14 protein-coding genes are annotated in these 16,826 nt (G+C 68.1%); 6 read left to right on the top strand and 8 right to left on the bottom strand.

Annotation, left to right across the window (positions count from 1 at the left end; all coding sequences use genetic code 11):
• Positions 1-115 precede the first annotated feature (115 nt).
• Positions 116-1,165 carry an EamA family transporter RarD gene (gene rarD / locus AC1DB8_RS02185; RefSeq protein ID WP_476892066.1) on the top strand — a complete coding sequence of 350 codons (1,050 nt, stop codon included), beginning with the start codon at positions 116-118 and terminating at the stop codon, positions 1,163-1,165.
• A 29-nt stretch (positions 1,166-1,194) separates the two neighbouring features.
• On the opposite strand, the gene AC1DB8_RS02180 is transcribed toward rarD, so the two are convergent.
• Positions 1,195-2,067 (bottom strand): universal stress protein, encoded by an 873-nt coding sequence (locus AC1DB8_RS02180; protein WP_441416933.1) that lies wholly within the window; start codon positions 2,065-2,067, stop codon positions 1,195-1,197.
• A gap of 190 nt (positions 2,068-2,257) precedes the next feature.
• Between AC1DB8_RS02180 and AC1DB8_RS02175 the strand changes: the two genes are divergently transcribed.
• Complete coding sequence (locus AC1DB8_RS02175; protein WP_476892065.1) at positions 2,258-3,091, top strand: AMIN-like domain-containing (lipo)protein; 834 nt, start codon at positions 2,258-2,260, stop codon at positions 3,089-3,091.
• 116 nt (positions 3,092-3,207) lie between these two features.
• Here the strand turns inward: AC1DB8_RS02175 and gabT are convergent, their stop codons facing one another.
• Both gabT and AC1DB8_RS02165 read right to left on the bottom strand, forming a co-directional pair.
• Positions 3,208-4,563 (bottom strand): 4-aminobutyrate--2-oxoglutarate transaminase, encoded by a 1,356-nt coding sequence (gene gabT, locus AC1DB8_RS02170; RefSeq protein ID WP_476892064.1) that lies wholly within the window; start codon positions 4,561-4,563, stop codon positions 3,208-3,210.
• Positions 4,564-4,631: 68 nt separating this feature from the next.
• A complete protein-coding gene (locus AC1DB8_RS02165; protein WP_476892063.1) occupies positions 4,632-6,062 on the bottom strand; it encodes a gamma-aminobutyraldehyde dehydrogenase in 1,431 nt (476 codons plus the stop codon).
• Positions 6,063-6,222: 160 nt separating this feature from the next.
• Between AC1DB8_RS02165 and AC1DB8_RS02160 the strand changes: the two genes are divergently transcribed.
• Positions 6,223-7,665 carry a PucR family transcriptional regulator gene (locus tag AC1DB8_RS02160; protein ID WP_476892062.1) on the top strand — a complete coding sequence of 481 codons (1,443 nt, stop codon included), beginning with the start codon at positions 6,223-6,225 and terminating at the stop codon, positions 7,663-7,665.
• Positions 7,666-7,765: 100 nt separating this feature from the next.
• Here the strand turns inward: AC1DB8_RS02160 and AC1DB8_RS02155 are convergent, their stop codons facing one another.
• Positions 7,766-8,302: a hypothetical protein gene (locus tag AC1DB8_RS02155; protein ID WP_441416928.1), complete on the bottom strand. Its 537-nt coding sequence runs from the start codon at positions 8,300-8,302 to the stop codon at positions 7,766-7,768.
• A 171-nt stretch (positions 8,303-8,473) separates the two neighbouring features.
• On the opposite strand from AC1DB8_RS02155, the gene AC1DB8_RS02150 reads away from it, so the two are divergent.
• A complete protein-coding gene (locus AC1DB8_RS02150; protein ID WP_441416927.1) occupies positions 8,474-9,340 on the top strand; it encodes a DUF1206 domain-containing protein in 867 nt (288 codons plus the stop codon).
• A 126-nt stretch (positions 9,341-9,466) separates the two neighbouring features.
• Positions 9,467-10,048 (top strand): hypothetical protein, encoded by a 582-nt coding sequence (locus AC1DB8_RS02145; RefSeq protein WP_441416926.1) that lies wholly within the window; start codon positions 9,467-9,469, stop codon positions 10,046-10,048.
• A 27-nt stretch (positions 10,049-10,075) separates the two neighbouring features.
• Here AC1DB8_RS02145 and AC1DB8_RS02140 read toward each other — a convergent pair whose 3' ends face one another.
• The 4 genes from AC1DB8_RS02140 to AC1DB8_RS02125 form a co-directional block, all read right to left on the bottom strand.
• Complete coding sequence (locus AC1DB8_RS02140) at positions 10,076-11,065, bottom strand: DNA topoisomerase IB (protein WP_441416925.1); 990 nt, start codon at positions 11,063-11,065, stop codon at positions 10,076-10,078.
• 159 nt (positions 11,066-11,224) lie between these two features.
• Positions 11,225-12,679: an FAD-dependent oxidoreductase gene (locus AC1DB8_RS02135; protein WP_476892061.1), complete on the bottom strand. Its 1,455-nt coding sequence runs from the start codon at positions 12,677-12,679 to the stop codon at positions 11,225-11,227.
• A gap of 41 nt (positions 12,680-12,720) precedes the next feature.
• Positions 12,721-13,998 carry a uroporphyrinogen-III C-methyltransferase gene (gene cobA, locus AC1DB8_RS02130; protein WP_476892060.1) on the bottom strand — a complete coding sequence of 426 codons (1,278 nt, stop codon included), beginning with the start codon at positions 13,996-13,998 and terminating at the stop codon, positions 12,721-12,723.
• A gap of 148 nt (positions 13,999-14,146) precedes the next feature.
• Entirely contained in the window at positions 14,147-14,443 is a 297-nt protein-coding gene (locus AC1DB8_RS02125; protein ID WP_476892059.1) for a putative quinol monooxygenase, read from the bottom strand.
• A gap of 271 nt (positions 14,444-14,714) precedes the next feature.
• On the opposite strand from AC1DB8_RS02125, the gene AC1DB8_RS02120 reads away from it, so the two are divergent.
• Complete coding sequence (locus tag AC1DB8_RS02120) at positions 14,715-16,775, top strand: hypothetical protein (protein ID WP_476892058.1); 2,061 nt, start codon at positions 14,715-14,717, stop codon at positions 16,773-16,775.
• Positions 16,776-16,826 lie beyond the last annotated feature (51 nt).

Here is a 16,826-nt window from a genome sequence, read left to right as displayed (position 1 = left end):
TGCCCCCGCGGTGGGGTGGTCCCCGGTAAGGGAGAACGCAGGTGACGGACATCGCAGACGCCGCGGCCGCCCTGCCGGGCTCCGCGGCAGGAATAGCCGCGCCGGGGGTGGTGTTATGGGTCTTGTGCCTATCTCCGACGGATCCCCCGCTCCCGCATCCCTGACTTCCCCGGGCGGCGTTGCCCCCGCTGCCGGAGCCGCCGGTGACGCCGCTGGCCCCGCCGCGGCACCTGGACTCAAGGCAGTGGACAAGGACACGACGGCGGGGATCCTGTTCGGCATCGGCGCCTACGGCTTGTGGGGCCTGCTCCCGCTGTACTTCTTCGTGCTGCACCCGGCCAGCGCCGTCGAGATCGTGGCCAACCGCGTGGTCTGGTCCCTGCTCTTCTGCGTCCTGCTTATCACCGTCACCCGCGCCTGGCGGGTGATCGGCGCCGCGTTCCGGAACCGTACCGTGATCGGTCCGCTGGCCCTCGCGGCCGTCCTGATCGCGATCAACTGGCTGACCTACACCTACGGCGTGACCACCGGCCAGGCCGTCGAAACATCGCTGGGCTACTTCATCAACCCGCTCGTGTCCGTGCTGCTGGGCGTCTTTGTCCTGAAGGAAAAACTGCGGCCGCTGCAGTGGGCCGCCGTCGTCGTCGGTTTCATCGCGGTGGGCGTACTGACATATTCCTACGGCAAGCTCCCGTGGATCGCCCTGACCCTGGCGTTCAGTTTCGGCCTCTACGGCTTCGTCAAGAAACGTGTGGGTCCGCGGGCGGACGCGATCACCAGCCTGTCGGTGGAAACCATCGTGCTGGCGCCGATCGCCGGCGTGACCATGATCGTCCTGGCCCTGACCGGCGCCGCCTCGCTCACCACCAACGGCGCCGGACACTTCTGGCTGCTTGCCGCGTCCGGCGTCATCACCGCTGTCCCGCTGCTGTTCTTCGGCGCCTCCGCGCGGCGGCTGCCGATGACCACGATCGGGCTGCTGCAGTACTTCGCCCCGGTACTGCAGTTCATCGTGGCGCTGGTGGTGTTCAAGGAGGCCATGACCCCGGAGCGCTGGATCGGCTTCAGCGTCGTCTGGCTCGCGCTGTTGCTGCTCACGGCGGACATGCTGCGGACGGCCCGGAAGAACTCCGTCACCCGCAGGCTGGCCCGCGCCGCCGCCTAGGGCAGGCCAGCCCAGGCGGCGGCGCCGGCTTAGTCGTCCGGGCTGGTGTCGATGCGCACGTAGTCGCGCGGCACTACAACCATGGGGACCGGCAGGGCGCGGAGCACCTTGTTGGCCGTGCTGCCGATGAAGAGCTTGTTCTTCTCCGCCAGGCGGGACGAACCGACTATCATAATCTCCGCGTCGTCCCAGTCGAGGTCATCGATGGCTTCCTCAATGGTCCGGCCGTGCGCGACCTCCACGGTGACGTGGTGTCCCGCCGGCAGGCGCTCGGCCGCGGCCTTCAGGACGGTGTTCGCGTGGACATGCGCGGCGTTGACGTTTTCGCCGCCGTCGCCCTCGGCGTCAAGTTCGACGAGCGAGACCAGCCGCAGCGGCACGCCGCGGCGCTCGGCCGACTCAATCGCGACGTCGATCGCCGCCTCCGCGCCGGTACGCTGGCCGACGGCGAGGGTCAGCCGGGTGATGGGGTCGGTGTTGCGGTAGCCGCGGGGCGCCAGCGCAACCGGCACCGGTGAGGCATGCAGCAGGGCGTTGGCCACGCTGCCGACGCTGTACCGCTTGAACAGGCCGCTGTTCGCGGCACCCACGACGATCAGGCCGGCGCGGTATTCCTTGGCGGCGTCGATCAGTCCCGCGGCGAAGGAATCAGCCTGGCGCACGTGGAACCTGGCCTCCAGGCCCTCCGGTACCAGGGACAGGCCCTGCCGCTCCGCCGTCAGCACGGACTGCTCCGCGGCACTGACGCGGTTTCCCTGCGGGTTCAGCGCGACATAGGGTGTGTTCCGGTCCACCACATGAACCAGGTCCAGGTGCGCGCCCTGGGCGCGGGCCATGGCGGAAGCCAGGGCGACGGCGTCGGCGCCGCGGTCGTTGGGTGTGTAGCCAACTACGTATCGCATGTAAGAACCCCTTATGGGTCTGGGGCAGAATCCAGCTTGGCTCCGGGGTTCCGGGCGACGTCGGCCGGTCTGCGTTCCTGCAGTGGTAGGAACGACTCTAGCCCAGCGTTGCGGGGAATAGTGGGTGACTTTTGGCCCTGCGGCACGCAAATTTCCGCGACTACGCTGAAGCCGTGGAGGGGAGCTCACCATGAGTCTGACCAGGAACACCGGGTTCGCGGCAAAAACGAGCGGGCTGGGAGTGCTGATCTTCCTGTTCGCGCTGACCGGCTGCACCCCTTCTTCGCCCCAACCCTCCGGGAGCAGCCCCGCGTCGGCGACGGAATCAGCGACGGCATCGGCGACGTCGACCTCCACACCTTCCGGCACTGCGACGCCCTCATCCACCGCCTCGGCGACGCCGTCGGCCTCCGCGACGCCGTCTCCGGATTCCGACGAGACCAAAGCCCCGCAGGACGGCGACCGCGTGATCTCCTCGACTATTACCCATGACTGGGCCTGGCCTGGAGCGAAGTCGCCGTTCAAGACCACGCACAGCAATCCCGTACCGTTGGCCCCGCCGCCGGCGGAGCCCCTGCCCACGCTGTACGCCATTGGCGCCGGCCAGCACCCCTCGGACACCCCGCCCTATGACCAGCTGAGCTTCCGGTTCAACGGTGCCTTTCCCAGTTACGACATCTCGTTCGTCCCCGAACTGATCGCCGACGGCAGCGGCCTGCCCGTGCCGATGCCCGGGACGGGCGCCATCCTGAAAGTTGTCTTCCACGGCGCCCAGGCGCACACCGCAGACGGGAAGGGCAGCACCGTCAAGAGCAGCCCTGCCCCGTCGATCGGCTACCGGGCACTCACCCGCTACGCCCCGGCCGGGGACTTCGAAGGGGTCCTTAGTTATGGGATCGGCGTCGGCCGCCCGGGTACCGCCGTGCAGCAGACCAAGGTGCGGGTCTACGAGGTGGAGAAGATCGAGCAGGGCCGGCACCTGTACGTCGTCGCGATCCAGCTCGACGCCAGCTCCTGGAAGTAGGCCCGGACGCGAACGAGCCGCGGACTTCTCGGTCCGCGGCTCGTTCATGTTGCTCTGTGGTGTCCCGCTGGGGGTGTCCCGCCGGGGTTGTCCCGCTGGGGTTGTCCCGCCGGCGCTTAGGCGTTGGCGCGGACCGCCGCGGCCAGCACCTCGAGTCCGTCCAGCAGCAGCTCGTCGCTGATCACCAGCGGCGGCAGCAGCCGGATGACGTTGCCGTAGGTGCCGCAGGTGAGGATGATGACACCCTCTTTGAGGCAGGCGGCGGCAACGGCCTTGGTCAGTTCCGGGTTCGGTTCCTTGGAGCCGGCCTGGACCAGTTCGATCGCGAGCATGGCGCCGCGGCCACGGATGTCACCGACCACGGTGAGCTCGGACGCGAGCTCCCGCAGCTTGCCCAGGGCAAGTTCCTCGATGTGGCGGGCCCGGGCGTTCAGGTCGTACTGCTCCATCGAGCCGATGGCCGCCAGCGCCGCGGCACAGGCCACCGGGTTGCCTCCGTAGGTGCCGCCGAGGCCGCCCGGGTGGACGGCGTCGAGCAAGTCGGCGCGGCCGGTGATGGCGGAGAGCGGCATGCCGCCGGCGATTCCCTTGGCCATGGTGACGATGTCCGGGATGACACCCTCGTGGTTCACGGCGAACCATTCGCCGGTGCGGCAGAACCCGGACTGGACCTCGTCGGCAATGAAGACGATGCCCTTCTCCTTGGCCCAGGCGGCAAGGGCCGGCAGGAAGCCCTCGGCCGGGACGATGAAGCCGCCCTCGCCCTGGATGGGTTCGATGATGATCGCGGCCACCGACTCGCCACCGATCTGCTTCTCGATCATGGTGATGGCACGCTTGGCGGCCTCGGCGCCGGTGATCTCCGGGTTTTCCTCGCGGTACGGGTAGCTCATCGGCATCCGGTACACCTCGGGCGCGAACGGGCCGAAGTTGGTCTTGTACGGCATCGCCTTGGCGGTCAGCGCCATGGTGAGGTTGGTCCGGCCGTGGTAGGCGTGGTCGAAGGCGACGACGGCGTCCCGGCCGGTGGCGAGGCGGGCCACCTTGACGGCGTTCTCCACGGCTTCGGCGCCTGAGTTGAACAGCACGGTCCGCTTCTCGTGGTCGCCCGGGGTGAGCCGGTTCAGCTGCTCGGCGACGGCGACGTAGCCCTCGTAGGGCGTCACCATGAAGCAGGTGTGGGTGAAGTGCTCCACGGCTTCCTTCACCGCGCCGACGACGGCGGGATCCGAGGCGCCGACGCTGGTCACGGCGATGCCGGAGCCGAGGTCGATGAAAGAGTTGCCGTCGACGTCCTGGATGATGCCGCCGTCGGCGTCGGCGACGTAGACCGGGACGCTGGAGGCGACGCCGGACGCGACGACCGCCTTGCGGCGCTCGGTCAGGGCCACGGACTTGGGGCCGGGGAAGTCGGCCTGGACGCGGCGCTTCTGCTCCAGACGGTAGGTGAGGTCGTTTGCTGTGGTGGTCATGGGGAAGGCCTTTCTAAACGTGTATGGGTCGGCGGGGCCGGGTCTGGCGGGAGCGTTAGGCAGCCGCGTCAGGCATCGAGCGCACTCATGACGTGCTTGATGCGGGTGTAGTCCTCGACGCCGTACATCGAGAGGTCCTTGCCGTAGCCGGACTGCTTGAAGCCGCCGTGCGGCATCTCGGCGGTGAGCAGGATGTGGGTGTTGATCCAGACGGCACCGAAGTCCAGGTCGCGGCTGACCCGCATGGCGGTGCCGTGGTCCGTGGTCCAGACGCTGGAGGCGAGGGCGTATTCGACGTCGTTGGCCAGTTCGATCGCCTCGGCCTCGGTGCTGAACTTCTGCACCGTGATGACCGGGCCGAACGTCTCCTTCTGGACAATGTCGTCGGTCTGCTTGGCGCCGGTGACAATGGTGGGCTCGAAGAAGAAGCCCTTCTCCCCCGCCCGGTGGCCGCCGGTCTCAATCTTGCAGTTCGCCGGCAGGTGCTCAACAACGTTGGTGACCGCGTTGAAATGGTTGACGTTGTTCAGCGGGCCGAAGTAGTTGTCTTCGTCGTTCTGCGAGCCGGTGTGCAGGGTCTTGGTGTGTTCCACCATGGCGGCGACGACGTCGTCGTGCACGGAATCCTCGACCAGGACCCGGGTGATTGCCGTGCAGTCCTGGCCGGCGTTGAAGAAGGCGAACTCGGCGATGGCCGCGGCGCTCTTCTTGATGTCTGCGTCCTTGAACACGATCGCCGGTGCCTTGCCGCCGAGCTCCAGGTGCGCGCGCTTGAGCCCTTTGGCGGCGCCGGTGGCGACAGCAATGCCGGCCCGGACGGAACCGGTGATGGAGACCAGGCCCGGGACCTTGTGCTCCACCATCATGGCGCCGGTCTCGCCGGTGCCGAGGACGACGTTGAGCACGCCGGCGGGGAGGATCTCGCCGGCGAGGCGGGCCAGGACCAGGGTGGATTCCGGCGTGGTGTCGGAAGGCTTGAGCACCACGGTGTTGCCGGCGGCCAGTGCGGGGCCGATCTTCCAGATCGCCATCAGGAACGGGTAGTTCCAGGGGGCAACCTGCGCTACGACGCCGATCGGTTCGCGGCGCACGTAGGAGGTGTGGCCCTCGAGGTATTCACCGGCGGACTTGCCCTCCAGGATCCGGGCGGCACCGGCGAAGAAGCGCAGCTGGTCTGCCCCCGCGGCAACCTCCTCGGCTGCGATCAGGGAGCGGACCTGGCCGGTGTTGCGGTGCTGGGCCTCGACGAGTTCGTCACTGTTGGCTTCGACGGCGTCGGCGAGCTTGAGGAGCATGAGCTGGCGCTGGCCGGGGGTGACGTGCTTCCAGCTGGCGAAGGCGTCCTTCGCGGCGGTCATGGCGGCGTCGACGTCGGCCTGCACCGAGACCGGCGACTTGGCCACCACCTCCCCGTTGGTGGGATTGACAATGTCCAGCAGGGCGGTCCCGGCGGGGGTGACGAACTCGCCGTTGATGAAGTTCTGCAAGGTTTGAACCACGGTGTACAACCTCTTTCGTGCTGGCCTCGGAAAGGCAGGTATGAGGGGATCTGCGACTGCTCCGAGCCTATGCCAGGCACGCAAGGCAGGGAATAGGCAGCTGCACACCGAAGCAGCGCGACTTTAGTGCGGTTGACCAGCCCCCGGCTATCCTGATTCCATGGCAATTTCACTCGCGGCCCTGCTGGGGGTTCCGTCCCTCAAGCTGACGAAATCGGGCCTCGCGGAGACCACCTGGCACCAGGACATCCACTGGGTCGCGGTGACGGAGCAGGAAGACCCGCAGCGCTTCCTCAACGGCGGGGAACTGGTCCTCACCACCGGGATGCGGCTCAGGACCGCCCCGGAGCAGCGCCGCTTCGTCCGCCAGGTCCAACGCGCCGGCGCCGTGGGCATCGGTTTCGGGATCGGGCTGACACACGACGCGGTGCCGCCGGCCCTGATCGCCGAGGCCAACCGCTGGGGCCTTCCGGTGGTGGAAGTGCCCTACGAGACACCCTTCATCGCCATCGGCAAGCTCGTGGCCGACGCCCAGTCCGCGGACCACTACGCCAAGCTGGAGCGCCTGATCGCGGGGCACCAGGTCTTGGCCCGCGCCCTGCTGACCGGCGGCGGCCTCGCCGAGCTGCTCAGGCACCTCGGCTCCATGCTGCGCACCGAGATCGTCCTGACCCAGTTCACCGCGCAGCTCTACAACAGCGCCGCCGGCAACCCCTCCCCCACGTCGGACGGCTGGGCCTCGTACCCGATCCCGACCGGCCGCCGCGACGCCTGCACGCTGTGGGTCAGGCACCCGTTCGAAGACTCCGGAATCATCGGCTATGCGCAGAACCTGATCAGCGTCGAGCTCAACAACATGGTCAAGCAACGCCAGTCGCAGCGCGCCCTGGCCGGGCAAGTGCTTGAGGACGTGATCCACGGGACCCTCGATGCCACCGAAGCCACCCGCCGGCTCGCCGGCATCGGCGTCAACAGCACCCGCAAGAACGTGGTCCTGCTGGCGGAATCGGCCGCCCACGCCAAGCAGCTGGGCAGCTCCTCGCTGCCTCAGCCGCTGGCGGCGGCGGTGACCGCCGTCGTCGGCAAGGACCTGGTGGTGCTGGTGCACGACGACGGCAGCGGCGCCGGCGCCCTGGCCCGGAGCCTCAGCGACCACCTCGCCGAGGCGGGCATCCACGCCACGATCGGCATCGGCGGGGCGTACACGAAGCCGAACGGCCTGCGCTGGAGCTACTTCGAGGCCCGCGACGCCGCCAGCCACGGACTGCCGGTCAACGAGCCGGAGCGGCTGAGCCTGACCTCGCTGCTGCTGGCCAGCGAGGACGTTCCGCTGGCGGACATGGCGAACGAGTCGCTGAACCCGCTCCGGAACTTCGACGCCGCGCACGGCGCCGAACTGATGACCACACTGGAGAGTTACCTGAGCAACAACGGTTCGGTCGCCGCCGTCGCCGAGGAGCTCACCCTGCACCGCAACACGGTCCGCTACCGGCTGGCGCAAATCACCGAATTGACCGGCTACGACCCGGCGCAGACCGCGGACCGGGTCCAGCTCTGGCTGGCGCTGGCCGTGCAGCGGCTCAGCGCCCGGCAGCCGCGCTGACGCACCAGCCCCCGCCTCCAACAACGCGGGGTCAGACCGCGCCCATCCGGCAATTGCCGTGGGAACGTTCTGACCCCGCGTCGGAGTGGAACCAGCGCGGCTAGCGGGAGAGGCCCTTGAAGACGTTCTTCGGCCGCTGCATTTCGCCGTGCTTGGCGCCCAGGACGATCACCCACCCTGCGAAGACCGGGATGGCCCACTGCAGGATCTTCAGCTGCTGCTGGGCAGAGCGAAGTTCCTCCGAGGCGCCCGGCTTGGGCTCGGTGGCGCCCTCGGCACCCTCGGCGGCGAGCTTGTCCACCTTCGCGCCCTGCAGTCCGGCGTACAGGGTCACGGCTGCACCGGCCAGGGTGACGATCGACTTGTAGATGCTCAGCCGGGTCACGCCGTCCTGCTTGGTCATCCGGCCCTTGTTCTCCCACATGATGGCGAGGCCGGAAAGGAAGTGCGCGCCGAATGCGGCCGTCTGGTACGGGGCCCACTTCTTCCAGCCCAGGCTGGACAGACGGGTGCGCTCGGCGGGATCCTTGGCCTCCGCCGTCGCGCCGTTCAGCCCGATGGCGCCCATCAGCGAACCGCCAAACCACGCGCCGGCGGTCAGGTCGTGGATGGATCGGGCAACAAGATTACCTGCCATGGTGAGCTTCCTATCGTGTGAATTCGAATCCGGAATGGTGCGGCCACATGCGACGCCGCACCCCGGACATAGTAAGCACACTTACCAACAAGTTGGTAGTCCCGGTTTCGGGCCGCCGACCGCCGGACGGAGCTTCCAGGCAGCCGATCCGTTACGCGTAAGCTCGAAGCAATGGAAGAAATCAGCAGGGAGCTCCCGCAAGGGCAGGCCGTGCCGCGCCACGCGGCTGGCATCGGCGAAGCCGCCGATGCCGCAGAGGCCGCCTCAAACAGCAGGGTGCTCGACGTCGTCGCGCGGTGGGGGTTCGCCGTGATGGCGTTGCTCCACATTGTCATCGGCGTGATCGCCGTCGCGCTGGTCCTGGGGGCGCCGGGCCAGGCCGAGCCCACCGGAGCGATCGAGCAGCTCGCCGCCAACCCCTGGGGTCCGGCGGTGTTGTGGCTCTGCTTCACCGGCTGCGCCGGACTCGCCCTGTGGCAGCTGAGCGAGGCGACCCTGCGGGCCAGGCACCTGCCCCGCGGTGAACGGCTGGGCAAGCTGGTCTCCTCGGGCTTCCTGGCCATCGCCTACGGCAGCGTCGGCTTCACCTTTGCCAGCTTCGCCCTGGGTTTCCGCAGCGACTCGGGGGATTCCACCGCGGCCTTCAGCGAAGCCCTGATGAACCGGCCGCTGGGCGCACCACTGCTGATCGGACTGGGACTGACCGTGGGTGGGATCGGCGTTTTCTTCGTGGTCAAGGGCCTGGGCAAGAAGTTCAAGGAGGAGCTGCGCCACTTCGAAGGCACGCACCGCGGCCACCTCATCAGCGGCCTGGGCGTGGCCGGCCACGTGGCCAAAGGCCTGGCGCTGGTCCTGACCGGTCTGCTGTTCGTGATGGCCGCGGCCACCAATGACCCTGGCTCGTCCACCGGGCTGGACGGAAGCCTCAAGGCGCTGCAGCACCACCCGTTCGGGCCATACTTGCTGCTGGCCATTGGCGCAGGGTTTATGGCCTACGGGGTTTTCGCCCTGATCCGCGCCCGGTTCGGCCGGATGTAGCGCAGGTTTCCTCCCTTGTTGCCGAGCGGAGCCGGGGATATCGTCTTAGCTACCCGGCACGGCGTTCCCTTCTCTTCCGACAAGTGCCGCGCACGCCCCCGGTGGTCGGTTCTTCGAGGTATGGCCATGAGCTACGTCCCAGTCAGCAGGCGCACCATCCGGCGCCACCGTGAGTCCGAGCGGTCCACCCGGCGCCTGGTGATCGTCCTGTCCGCGGCGGCGGCAGTGGCGTGGCTGCTTTCGGTCACGATGTCCACGGCGGTCCGGGTGGGCGGCTACGCCCACGACCTGGCCGTCGTCCTGCACGTCCTGTCCCTGGTGGTGTCTTTCGGCGCCATCATCCTGGTCGACTGGCACGGCTTCCTGTGGCTTGTCGGCCGCCGCAAACTGGCTGAAACCATCCGGCTCGACGGCGCTGCCACGCCGCTGATCTGGGCCGGTCTCGCCGGCCTGCTGGCCACCGGCGTGTTCCTGAACCCGCACCTGACCAACCCGATGACAGACGTCAAACTGGCCGCCGTGCTGGTTCTCAGTCTGAACGGCATCATGCTGATCCCGCTGATGCGGCGGCTGGTTCATCTTCCTCCGGAAACCCCGTTCCGGGGCCTAAGCGCCGGTCAGCGGACCCACCTGCTGGTCTGCCTGGTTATCTCGCAGGCGTGCTGGTGGACGGCGATAATCATCGGATTCATCAACGCCGAGTTCTGACGCGCCGGGTCCTGAGCGTCACACCGGTCAGCGCAGCGGGACGACCGCACCCTCCTGGTACAGCAGCGCCCGGATCTCCGATTCGGCCGAATCCAGCCGCTTCGGATCGATGGTCTCCCCCGCCGCGAAGTGGTCCAGCAGGCGCGGATCGACGTAGCTCTTTCGGGCGATCGACGGCGTGTTGCCCAGCACCGCCGCGGCGTCGACCATGGCGCGGCTCACGGCGCGCTTCCGGGCCGAGACCTTGGCCTGCGGGCCGCTCTTCGCCAGGCTCACGGCCGCCGCGACGGTGCCGCGCAGGGTGCGGAAGTCCTTCGCGGTGAAGTCCGCGCCGGTTCGTTCCTTGACGTACTCGTTGATCTCGGCGCTGGTGACCGGATGCCAGCTGCGGCCGTTCTTGTAGGCCAACAGCCGGGCGTTGCCGCCGCGGCGCTTGAGCGAGCGCACGACGGCGGCGAGGTCGGCGTCGTCGATCCGGGACTCCCAGGTCTTGCCGCTCTTGGCCGGGAAGCTGAGCCGGAGTTCGTCTTTGCGCACGTTCACGTGGGCGCAGAGCAGGGTGGCCAGTCCGTGGCTGCCGTTCTCGTTGGTGTACCGCTCGGAGCCCACGCGCAGCGATCCGCTATCCAGCATCCTGAAGGCGGCCGCGAGCACGCGCTCCCGCGTGAGTCCTTCGGAGCGCAGGTCCAAGGTCACCAGGCGGCGCGCGGACGGCAGGGTTTCCGCGAGTTGGAGCGAACGGTCGAACTTCAGCCGGTCCTTCCGCTCCCGCCAGCTTGGGTGGTAGATGTACTGGCGCCGGCCGACGGCGTCGACCCCGGTGGCCTGGATATGCCCGTTCTCATACGGCGCGATCCAGACGTCGGTCCAGGCCGGCGGGATCCCGATGCTTTCCAGCCGCTCCCGCACCGGGCCGGCCGGCAGGGTCGACCCGTCCAGGTCCTTGTAGCTGAACCCGCTCCCGGCGGGAACCCGGCGGTAGCCGCGGCCGGACGCGTTGCTGTGACGGAGCCTCATCGGCCGGATCCTGGGTGCCTGGCAGTGTCCATGACGGTAAGCCTACTGACTACCCGCCGGGAATGCGCCGTTAACAACCAACGCGGGGTCACTTCGCGCCCGTCCCGGAGGGGATTTTGGGCGCGATGTGACCCCGCGTTGCAGTTGTGAGGCGGCCGCTCAGACCTCCGCAGCGACTCCGCCGCGGGAGATCTCCACCATGTCCTCGCGCGGGACCACCTTGATGCGTTCGCGCTGGACGCTGCCCGCGCCGGCGCTTGCCTTTTCGCCGAGGGACCGCTCGTGCGCGTCCAGGGCCAGCCAGCCCTCCCAGCTGGTGTACTGCACGCCCCGGTCTTCCAGCAGTCCGACGATCGCCTCCGGCGCGGGTGCCGCCGCCGGCGGCAGGCTGCCGCGGTCCTCCAGCAGGTAGGTCACGGTTTCCAGGGCGTCACCCTTGGTGTGCCCGATCAGGCCCACCGGGCCGCGCTTGATCCAGCCGGTCGCGTAGATGCCGGGCACGTGGGCTCCGGAGGCGTCCAGCACGCGGCCGCCGTCGTTCGGGACAACGCCCTTGCTGTGGTCGAACTCGACCTCGGGCAGGGCCGAACCGAAGTAGCCGATGGCGCGGTAGACGGCCTGGACCGGGTAGTCGATGAACTCGCCGGTGCCGCGGGCGTTGCCCGTGCCGTCCAGTTCGGTGCGCTCAAACTTGATGCCGGCGACGCGGCCGGGGGCGGCGGCGTCGTCGAAGATCTCGACCGGGCTGTGCAGGAAGTGCAAGTGCAGGCAGCGGGACGCGGTGAGCTCGGAGAGATCCTCCGGCTGCTCGGCGATCCAGTTGGTGAGCGTGCCCACCATGGTCTTGGTCTGGTTGTTGCTTTGGATCTGGCGGTCAGATTCGGCGTCGAACTCGAAGTCCTCCGGGTAGAGGACAATATCGACGTCCTTAGAGTGGGAGAGTTCGCGCAATTCCAGCGGGGTGAACTTCACCTGCGCCGGGCCGCGGCGGCCGAAGACGTGGACGTCGGTGACCGGGGAGTCCTTCAGCGCTCGGTAGACGTTGTCCGGGATCTCGGAGACCAGCAGGTCATCGGCGTGCTTGGAGAGCATCCGGGCGACGTCCAGGGCCACGTTGCCGTTGCCGATCACGGCGATTTCCTTGGCCTCCAGCGGCCAGTCGCGGGACACGTCCGGGTGCCCGTCGTACCAGGAGACGAAGTCGGCCCCGCCGTAGGATCCCTCAAGCTCGATGCCCGGGATGTTCAGGTCCGCGTCCTTGATGGCGCCGGTGGCGAAGATGACGGCGTCGTAGTGGGTCCGGAGGTCCTCGAGCGTGAGGTCCGTGCCGTAGTCCACGTTGCCGAAGAATCGGATGTCGCCGCGGTCCAGGACCTTGTGCAGGGCGTTCACGATCCCCTTGATCCGCGGGTGGTCCGGCGCCACACCGTAGCGGATGAGCCCGTAGGGCGCCGGGTAGCGGTCGAAGAGGTCGATGCTGACGGTGAGCTCGCCGCTCTTGACGGCCTCGCTTTTGGTCAGGATGTCCGCGGCGTAGACGCCGGCGGGGCCGGAGCCGACGACGGCGACGCGCAGCGGGCGGGCGGCGGTTCCTACAGGGGTGTTCGTTGACACGGCTGTGTTCCTTTGGTTCGATCCGGGTGCTGCGGGTGAAACTAGCGGGCGGCGACGCGCGGGGCGTTCGGGGAGGTGGTGCTGTAGTCCGCGGTCTTAAAGTGCGACGGCGCGAACGGGCTGACGCGGACCACGTCGCCGATCACGATCACGGCAGGATTCGCGACGCCTGCTGCCTCCGCCTGGTCCGCGATGGTTTCGAGCGTTCCGATGGTCACCCGCTGGTTGGGCAGGTATCCATTCTCTACGATGCCAACAGGCGTCCCGGCTGGCAAACCGGCGCGTCCCAGCGAGGCCGCGGAATCGCGCAGTTGTGCTACGCCCATGAGCAGAATCACGGTGTGGTCGGAGCGGGCGGGCACCTCGGAAAGCTCCTCGTGGCCGGTGACTACGCTGAAGCCCTTGGCGAGTCCCCGGTGGGTGACCGGGATGCCGGCGGCGGCGGGGACGGAGATCGCCGAGGTGACGCCGGGCACCACTTCAACCTCGACGCCGTGCTGCCGGCAGAATTCGGCTTCCTCGCCGCCGCGGCCGAGGACATAGGGGTCGCCGCCCTTGAGCCGGACCACCCGGTGGCCGGCGAGGGCTTCGTCGACGAGGATCCGGTTGATTTCGGACTGCGGGACCGGGTGGTGGCCGGGGGTCTTGCCGACCTCGATCACGCGGACGTCGGGGGCCAGTTCGGCCAGGAGCTCACGCGGGCCGAGCCGGTCGGCGACGACGACGTCGGCCTGGCCCAGGAGCCGCCGGCCGCGGACGGTGATGAGTCCGGGTTCGCCCGGCCCGCCGCCCACGAGCGCCACCGTGCCGTCCCCGGCGCCTGGGCCCGTGCCCGAAGCGCGGTGTCGGCGCAGCGGCAGGTCTCCCGCGGCCAGGGCGGTGGCGACGGCGTCGCGCAGGGCCATCGCCCGGCGCGGGTCTCCCCCGGCGTTGACGGCGATCTTGACGTCATCCACGACGGCGACGGCCGGCGTCCAGGCGGCGGAGGCCTCGTGGTCGGAGGCGTTGACGCACCAGATCCGCTGCGCCTCGGCGTCGGCGGCGACCTGCGCGTCCACGTCGGCGTCACCGGTGGCGGTCTGGACGAACCAGACGCCGTCGACGTCGGAGCTGCGGTAAGGGCGGGGCTGCCAGCTGAGGAGCCCGGCGTCGACCAGGTCGTTTAGGGCCGGGCAGGCAAGCGGCGCCACGACGGTGACTCGGGCGCCGGCGTCGAGCAGTCCCCTGGCGCGGCGTGCGGCGACGGGTCCGCCGCCTACGACCAGCACGGGCCGGCCGAGCAGGCGCAGCGCGGTGGGGTAAATGTCCTGAATTGCCATGCATCGACGATAGGGCGGCGTCCGAGAGCGGAACAACGGTGCGGAAACACCCGTTCACGCAGGGTAACGGGGCGTAACCTGGGGCTCCGCCGGCTGGCAGTCCGGCCGATGTTTGGGTGAGGCGACGAGTTCTGAATAGCCCTCGTCCCTACTTCACCGCAATGACTTCGACCAGTTTGATGTCAGGATCCTTGGCCAGCAGCTCCGGGCCGTGTTGGCCGAGGGCAGCAGGAATGGCCCCGTTGAGGTGGGCCTGCCGGTCCTCCTCGGTGTCAAAAGTGTCGAAAATGCCGAAGGTGTTCTCGTTGACCCGGAACGCGTACCAGGTCCTAGTGCCCGGCTCGGTGAGCACGATCTCCCTGCCGCCGTTGAGGAAGTCCCAGACTTCCTGTTCCTTCCCCGCTTTCGCTTCGACCAGTGCCAGCACTCCAAATTTCGGTGCCACGGCTACCTCCTTGGAATTGGGATGGTTTGGCCGGCAGCCCGGCCTATAGCCGTGAGTGTAGGCACGCGGTCGGGGCGGAGCAAGGGGGTGGCGGCGTTAGAGCGATGTATCGGTCCAGGGCAGGCAGTGGCTGCCCTCTGCGGGTGCATCCGCTCATTGTCGCCACTCCCCAATACAATTGCTCCGACCGGGCTAGCCGGTCCCGAAATGGGGGAAGGGGACTTAGTTGTCTCTGCACGAAAACGTCCGTACTCGGACGCGCCCTGGCCGAATGACCAGGGCAGTAGCCACAGCCGGGAGCATCGCACTGCTTGCCGGTCTTCTGATGGCTCCGGCAGCGCAGGCGCTGCCGATGGAAACTGACATCATCGCCGAACAGCCGACACCCGCACCGGCACCTGCGGACACGCCTGCCGAAACACCGCCGGCGGAAATAACACCCGTCGAAACACCGCCGGCGGAAGTAACGCCCGCCGCTCCGCAAAACGTCAGCCCGCCGGTTATCGAGGGTGACCCTGTCGCGGGAGGCACACTCACCTCGACAGGCGGCCAGTGGAACGGCGCCGGCTGGATCAAGTACAGCTGGATCGTCGAAGGTGTCACAGTTCAAGCCGCCGACCACGCGGTTGGTGAAGCTGACGTGCTGCACCTTGACCCGTCCATGGCAGGCAAATCGGTCCAACTGACGGTGATGGCCTCACTGGAGGCCCAGGGACCCGGCACCGAGCTGGCGGCGACGCCGGTAACGGTTCGTCCGGGAACTTTCGCGGGGGTCAGCTGGAACAACGCCGTAGCCGGCAAACCCGTCGTCGGGCAAGCGCTGTCGCTGAGCGCACCGACGTGGAGCGACGCCGCCGTCCAAGGTGCAGCAATCGGCTACCAGTGGTACCGCGGACTTGACCCCATCACTGGTGCGACGGGGCCGAGCTACACTGTCGCGGCCGCCGATGTCGCACAGAAGCTGTGGGCCAAGGTGATGCTCTCCGCACCGGGCTTCACCTCAGTGGAACTCACTTCCGCCCAAGTCACCGCCGGCAACGGAAGCTTTGTGGCCGCGCCGGTTCCGACAGTCAGCGGTGTAGCGAAAGTGGGCCAGTTGCAGAGCGCCAATGCCGGCACGTGGGCGCCGACCGGGGCCACGCTGTCCTATCAGTGGTATCGCGGAACGGGAGCCATCGTTGGCGCAGTCGGCCGCACCTACGCCACAACTGCACTCGACTACAGGAAGACGCTCAAGGTCAGGGTGCGTGCAGCCAAGCCTGGCTTCACAACGCTGGACCGCTACTCCGCCGCCCGGTCGATTGCTGCCGGAACCATCGCGGCCACCCGGTCGCTCACGGTAACCGGAACCCACCGCTATGGGCAGACGGTGAGAGTTTCTCAGGGTTGGACTGCCGGTTCGACCATCCGATACCAGTGGTACCGGAACGGCGTCGCTCTCAGGGGAGCTACGGGGTCCGCCCTGCGACTCGGCGACGGCCACGTCGGCGCTCGGGTCGCTGTGAAGGTGACCGTCACGAAACCGGGCTATGCCGCCCGCACCGCCGTCACCAAATCCGTGGTGGTTGGTAAGGCGCTCATGACGGTCAGGTCCGTCCCGAGAATCAGTGGCGGGCGCGGGCTGGGCGGCACGCTGACAGCGGCGCCTGGTAGCTTTGCTCCGGCTCCGACGTCCTTCGCATACCAGTGGTACCGCAATGGAGCTTCCATCCCCGGCGCCAGGTACCGCACCTACAGGGTGGCTGCAGCGGACAACGGTCGGTCCATTTCCGTGAAAGTCTGGGCGGCCAGGCCTTATTACGAAACCCGGGCCGCCTCTAGTGCAGCAATAAAGCTTCCCGTCTGGGCTGTCACCGTGCTTCGCGGCGACGGCACGTACCGTGTCGGAGTCAACATCAGGCCAGGCCTGTACAAAGCTACGGGGACGGGCAGTGGATGCTACTGGGAGAGGCTCAGCGGCTTCTCCGGAAAACTCAGCCAGATCAAGGCCAACAACTATGGATCGGCGCGGACTTACGTCCAGATCGTTCCAGGAGATGTTGGATTCAGCTCGGACGGCTGCGGCTCCTGGACGACCGTCCCGTCCACCGGCGCCCGGTCCAGCCGGATCACTACCGACGGCACCTACCGCGTCGGCATCGATATCCTGCCGGGCACCTACTACGGCTACGGGGCAGGGAAGTCCTGCTACTGGGCCACGCTCCGCGGTTTCCGGGGTACGTTGAGCGATATCATCGACAATTACTACGGTGCGGCCAGAACGATCGTCACCGTCCCCGCCGGAACTAGTGGCTTCGAAGTCAGCGGCTGCGGCACGTTGACGCGTCGCTAGTACCTCACCACCACGACACCAGAAAGCCCGACGGCGAGTATCGCCGTCGGG

This window comes from Arthrobacter sp. 10N410, assembly GCF_056394945.1.
The sequence above is the reverse complement of the archived record's forward strand: the minus strand, read 5'-3'. Positions and strand labels throughout refer to the sequence as shown.